7 protein-coding genes are annotated in these 5592 nt (G+C 67.2%); all 7 read left to right on the forward strand.

Annotated features, from left to right (window positions below):
• Nucleotides 1–710: FAD-dependent oxidoreductase (locus tag I0Q12_RS33005; protein ID WP_231610793.1), on the forward strand; the 710-nt coding region annotated here is incomplete at its 5' end.
• 48 nt (nucleotides 711–758) lie between these two features.
• Entirely contained in the window at nucleotides 759–2264 is a 1506-nt protein-coding gene (locus I0Q12_RS16275; RefSeq protein WP_231610794.1) for an APC family permease, read from the forward strand.
• Nucleotides 2261–3313: an NAD(P)-dependent alcohol dehydrogenase gene (locus I0Q12_RS16280; protein ID WP_197252892.1), complete on the forward strand. Its 1053-nt coding sequence runs from the start codon at nucleotides 2261–2263 to the stop codon at nucleotides 3311–3313. The genes I0Q12_RS16275 and I0Q12_RS16280 overlap by 4 nt, the downstream gene beginning before the upstream one ends.
• 34 nt (nucleotides 3314–3347) lie before the next feature.
• Nucleotides 3348–3854, forward strand: a complete 507-nt coding sequence (locus tag I0Q12_RS16285) for an Lrp/AsnC family transcriptional regulator (protein ID WP_197252893.1) — start codon at nucleotides 3348–3350, stop codon at nucleotides 3852–3854.
• Nucleotides 3855–3958: 104 nt separating this feature from the next.
• Nucleotides 3959–4285 carry a putative quinol monooxygenase gene (locus I0Q12_RS16290; protein ID WP_197252894.1) on the forward strand — a complete coding sequence of 109 codons (327 nt, stop codon included), beginning with the start codon at nucleotides 3959–3961 and terminating at the stop codon, nucleotides 4283–4285.
• 45 nt (nucleotides 4286–4330) lie between these two features.
• A complete protein-coding gene (locus I0Q12_RS16295) occupies nucleotides 4331–5173 on the forward strand; it encodes a mycofactocin-coupled SDR family oxidoreductase (protein WP_138998041.1) in 843 nt (280 codons plus the stop codon).
• 302 nt (nucleotides 5174–5475) lie between these two features.
• Nucleotides 5476–5592 (forward strand): SDR family NAD(P)-dependent oxidoreductase (locus I0Q12_RS33010; protein ID WP_231610807.1); only part of this gene is annotated, 117 nt, incomplete at its 3' end.

Below are 5592 nucleotides of genomic sequence, written 5' to 3' on the forward strand. Positions count from 1 at the left end.
CGCGGCGTCTCGGTGTCGATGTCACCGTCGTCGAGCTCGAACCCGTGCCCCTGACCCGCAGCGTCGGCGACGACGCGGCTGCGGTCCTCGCCGACATCGCCCGCGCCGACGGGGTGCACCTGCTGTGCGGCCGGGCCGTCGCCGAACTCCGCGGCACCACCACGGTCGAGTCCGTCGTCCTCGACGACGGAACCGAGCTGCCGTGCGACGCGGTGGTCGTCGGGGTGGGTGCGGTTCCCGCGACCGAGTGGCTCGCCGGCAGCGGTCTCGAGGTCACGCGCGCGGGACTGATCTGCGACGCGACCGGACGCGCGGGCGACCACGTGTGGGGTGTCGGCGACGTCTGCGCGTGGACCGACGACGCGGGCACGCCCCACCGTCACGAACACTGGACCTCGGCCGCCGAACAGGCCAAGGTCGTCGCGCACAACCTGGCGTGCGACGACAAGCGCACCGTCACCGCCGCGACGTACGTGTGGTCCGACCAGTTCGGGCGGCGTATCGACATCGTCGGTGACATCACAGGGCACGACGACCTGCGCGTCCTCTCCCGCAACCCCGACGACCTCGCCTACCTGTACGCCCGCGACGGACTGCTCACGGGTGCTTGCCTGATCGGCCAGCCCCGGCTCATGGTCCGCTGCCGCCAGTGGATCGCGGCACGCACTCCCGTCGCCGACCTCGAACTCTGGGTCTCGTCCGCGCCGTGAGCGCCGACGTACCCTCCACTCATCAGGCAACTCGAAAGGGGCCACCCAATGAGTTCGCTCGACACATCGGGTTCCGATCCCGCACCCGAGCACATGGTCCGCACGCTCACCTGGCGTGACGGCATGGTCTTCGCCCTGAACATGCCGATCGGCCTGTTCCTCACGCTCGGCTACACCGTCGGCGCGATCGGCGGCTGGACCGCCATCTCCATCTGGGCCGTCGCGTGCTTCTTCGCCTTCCTCCAGAGCCACCTGTTCTCGGAGATGGCCGCGATGTTCCCCGACCGCTCGGGCGGCATCTCGGTCTACGCCTACGAAGGCTGGAAGCGCCACTTCGCGCCGCTCGGTGCGATCGCCGCGTTCGGCTACTGGATGGGCTGGTCGCTGTCGCTGTCCGTCGAGGGTGTCGTGCTCGGCACCCTCATCGAGCAGGCGTTCTTCCCCGACAACGACATCGCGATCCGCCTGCCCATCGGCCACGAACTGGGCCTGCCCTATCTCATCGCGATCGGCGCGATCGTCTCGGCCTGGGCACTGAACTACTTCGGCATCAAGATCGCCGCCGGCGTCGCCCGCATCACCGGTGCCCTGCTGGTGATCGGCCTGGCCGTCCTCGTCGTCGGACCATTCCTGTCGTCCGGCGCCGACTTCGACATCACCCGCCTGAGCTGGACCGGCACGAGCTCGCCGTTCGACTGGAAGGTGATCGTCGTCTGGTTCTACATCACCGCCTGGACGACCTACGGCACCGAGGTGTGCGCGAGCTTCGCCGCCGAGTACAAGGATCCGGTCAAGGACACCTCCCGCGCGCTGCGCCGCTCCGCCCTGATGATCATGGGCCTGTACATTCTCGTGCCCTACGTCGTGGTCGGCGCCCTCGGCGAGCAGACGATCGGCGCGAACCCGGTCAACTACATCGGCATCGCGTTCGAGCACATTCTCGGTTCGTATGCGTGGCTCGGCCAGGTTCCGGTGATGGCCGCGTTCGTCATCGCGATGATGACGGCGACCGCCGACGGCGGGCGATCCCTGTACGGCATCGCGCAGTCCGGCGGCACGATCCGCCAGTTGGGCGAGCTCAACCGCTACGGCGTCCCGGGTCGTGCCCTGACCACCGACATGCTCATCAACGTCATCATCCTGATCGTGCTCGGGGAGCCGATCGCGATCCTGCTCGCGAGCAACCTGGGCTACCTCACCGCGGTGACCCTCGCGGTCGGCGCGTTCGTTCTGCTCCGCCGCGACCGCCCCGACATCATCCGTCCGATCCGCCTCGCGAAACCGTGGGTCGTCATCGCGTGCGCCCTGTTCGCGATCAACACGTTCGCGATCGCCGTGGGCATCCTCAACCCGGGCCTGACCGGCTACGGCGGCCTGAGCGAAACCGTCACCGGCATCGGCATTCTCATGATCGCCTGCGTGCTCTGGTACTACCGCCAGCGCATTCAGGACAAATCGACGATCGAGTGGCGGGTCCACGACGACCCCCTTCTGCCCCTCGACACCGCATCCAGCGAACCAGCCCCCGTTTCCGATTCCAGGAGCCACCCGTGAAATCCATCCGCGTCCACGCCTACGACACCCAGCCCTCCCTCGACGAGGTGCCCCAGCCGACCGTGCGGGACCCGCACGACGTGATCGTCAAGATCCGCGGCGCCGGAGTGTGCCGCACCGACCTGCACATCATCGAGGGCCAGTGGAAGGACAAGAGTTCCGTCGCCCTCCCGTACACGATCGGGCACGAGAACGCCGGCACCGTCACCGAGATCGGCTCGGCAGTCACCAACGTCGCCGTCGGTGACTCGGTGATCCTGCACCCGCTCGCCACGTGTGGCCTGTGCCTGGCCTGCCGCAGTGGCGACGACGTGCACTGCACGCACTCCGATTTCCCCGGCATCGACACCGACGGCGGCATGGCCGAGTACCTGCGTACCTCGGCGCGCAGCGTCGTCAAGCTCGATCCGTCGCTCGAACCGGCCGACGTGGCGGCACTCGCCGACGCCGGGCTCACCGCCTACCACGCCGCGCGCAAGGCCGCCGCGATCCTGCGTCCCGGCCACACCGCCGTGGTGATCGGCGCCGGCGGTCTCGGGCACATCGGCATCCAGGTCCTGAAGTCGATGACAGCCGCGCGCATCGTCGTCGTCGACAGTTCCCCGGATGCGCTGGATCTGGCGAAGCAGATCGGCGCGGACGCGACCGTCGTCGCCGATGGCACCGAAACGCAGCAGGTCCTCGACCTCACCGGCGGCAACGGCGCCGAAGCCGTCCTCGACTTCGTGGGCGAAGGCACCGCGATCGAAGCCGGTGTCGGGATGCTGCGCCGCGCCGGGTCGTACTACGTCATCGGGTACGGCGGTCGCCTGGACGTGCCGACCATCGACATCATCAGCACCGAGATCAACTTCGTCGGCAACCTGGTGGGCACCTACAACGACCTGGTCGAACTGATGGCGCTGGCGGCGGAAGGAAAGGTCAAGCTGCACACGGTCAAGTACCGGTTCAGCGACTTCCAGCAGGCGCTCGACGACCTGCACCACGGACGGATCCGCGGTCGCGCGGTGCTCGTGCCCGACGACGAGTTCGACGGTCGGCGTGGCTGAGCCGCGTCACCGGACCATCTCCTAAACTGAGCGGATGCGCAAGATGCCGAACCCGTCGAACGGAGACCAGAACTCGGGAGAGAACCCGGGCGACGGTCTCGACGACATCGACCGCGGCATCCTGCGCCTCCTCCAGGAGGACGGCCGCATGCCCTACCGGCAGATCGCCCGCGAGCTGGGTGTCTCCGAGGGAACCGTCCGCATCCGCTCGAGCCGCATGCAGGAGTCCGGCGCGCTCAACGTCATCGCGATCGCCGATCCGTTCCGCCTCGGGTACAGCGTCCTCGCGTTCGTCCTGATCAAGGTGGAACCGGGCGCGCAGGACCGGCTGGTCCAGGAGCTCACCGCGCTCGACGAATCGACCTATGTCTCCACCTGCATCGGCCGCGCCGACCTCTACATGCAGCTGGTGTGCCGCGACAACGACCACCTCCACGAACTGCTCCACCGGCGCATCCCCGCCCTCGGCGGGATCCGCGACCTCGAAGCGTTCATGGAACTGGAAATGCACAAGGTCTCGTACCGCTACAACCTGTCGTGACACACCGGGCGTGAGCCCGGAATCCCTTCCCCCACTCCCTGCGGCGCCGGCAGCGCTCGATTCGTGCTGCGCCGCACCCTTTTCCACCCTCCAAAGGGAGAATCATGATCTTCATCGTCGTGAAATTCACCGTCCGGCCGGAGGAGGCCGACACCTGGCTCGACCGCACCCGGGACTTCACCGATGCAACCCGCGCCGAACCCGGCAATCTGTGGTTCGAATGGTCCCGCAGTGTGGACGACCCGAACCAGTTCGTGCTCGTCGAGGCGTTCCGCGATGGCGACGCCGGGTCCGCACACGTCGCGTCCGAGCACTTCCGCGCCGGCCTCGACGCGATGCGTCCCGCGCTCGCCCGGACCCCGCAGATCCTCAACACTGAGATCCCCGGCGTCGAATGGGCACGCATGGGCGAACTCGACCTCGGCGACTGACGCCACCGAACATCCACTGCTGCAACACAAGACAAGGAAGTCGACATGACCGGAAGAGTCGAAGGCAAGGTCGCATTCATCACCGGCGCCGCGCGCGGGCAGGGCCGCAGCCACGCGGTGCGCCTCGCGCAGGAAGGCGCCGACATCATCGCGATGGACGTGTGCGGCGAGGTCGGCCGCACCGCCGAGTTCTACCATCCCGCCACCGAAGCGGATCTCGCCGAGACGGTCGCGCTCGTCGAGGCCGAGGGCCGCAAGATCGTCTCCTACACCGCCGACGTCCGCGACTACGACGGGCTCGCAGCGGGATTGAACGACGCGGTCGCACAGCTGGGCCGTCTCGACATCGTCGCCGCCAACGCGGGGATCTTCCAGTTCGGCGACGAGGTTCCGGACCTGCTCGTCGGCGACTGGAACGACGTCATCGACGTCAACCTCAACGGCGTGTTCAACACCTGTAAGGCCGCCATCCCGCACATCGTCGAAGGCGGGCGCGGCGGCACCATCGTCATCACGTCGTCCGACGCAGGTGCCAAGGGATTCGCACGATTCGGCCACTACGTCGCGTCGAAGCACGGAGTCATCGGTCTGATGCGCACGCTCACAATGGAACTGGCTCCGCACTCGATCCGCGTCAACGTCGTGTCGCCCACCAACTGCAACACCGACATGATCCAGAACGAGGCGGTTTACAAGCTGTTCCGTCCCGATCTCGAGGAGGTTACCCCTGAGCAGTTCGCCGAGGCGTCGGGGACGCTGCTCGCGTTGCCCGCGCCGTGGGTGGAGCCGGTCGACGTGTCGAACGCACTGCTCTTCCTCGCCTCCGACGAAGCTCGTTTCATCACGGGCGTGAACCTGCCGGTCGACGGCGGGTCGTCGGTGATCTGATCGCCGCAGGGTCTCCCCCGGTACCCACAGCAGAGAAGGACAGCCGCGCGTGACCAGTCACGCGCGGCTGTCTTTTGCGTCGGTGGACTCGGAGGGCATTTGTCAGCGGTGACCGGCTCCCTAGAACCAGGGTGAGCCAAAAGGGTTTGATTCCGACCTCTTGTTCCTAAGTTCTGTAAGCACATCGTGCCCGCAAGCCGGGTGCGGCCGCGTCGTGACATCCCTGCGATCGGAATACATTCCGCAATCGCGGTTTTCGCGCGGAACCAGGGTGAACTACAAGGAACGGTCACAACTCGAACATGGGTCTCGAACTCGAAGGCAAACGCGCCATCGTCACCGGTGGGGGCACCGGAATCGGCTATGCGATCGCGCTGGAACTCGCGACACAGGGCGCCTCGGTCGCCATCGCCGGTCGC

The sequence above is a fragment of the Rhodococcus sp. CX genome (assembly GCF_015865005.1).
In the GTDB taxonomy this organism is placed as follows: Bacteria; Actinomycetota; Actinomycetes; order Mycobacteriales; family Mycobacteriaceae; genus Rhodococcus.

Excerpts from the sequence above, each read along its gene's own strand:
- I0Q12_RS16275 (WP_231610794.1), top strand. The coding sequence starts at position 759 with ATGAGTTCGCTCGACACATCGGGTTCCGATCCCGCACCCGAGCACATG.
- I0Q12_RS16290 (WP_197252894.1), top strand. The coding sequence starts at position 3,959 with ATGATCTTCATCGTCGTGAAATTCACCGTCCGGCCGGAGGAGGCCGAC.
- I0Q12_RS16285 (WP_197252893.1), top strand. The coding sequence starts at position 3,348 with ATGCGCAAGATGCCGAACCCGTCGAACGGAGACCAGAACTCGGGAGAG.
- I0Q12_RS16295 (WP_138998041.1), top strand. The coding sequence starts at position 4,331 with ATGACCGGAAGAGTCGAAGGCAAGGTCGCATTCATCACCGGCGCCGCG.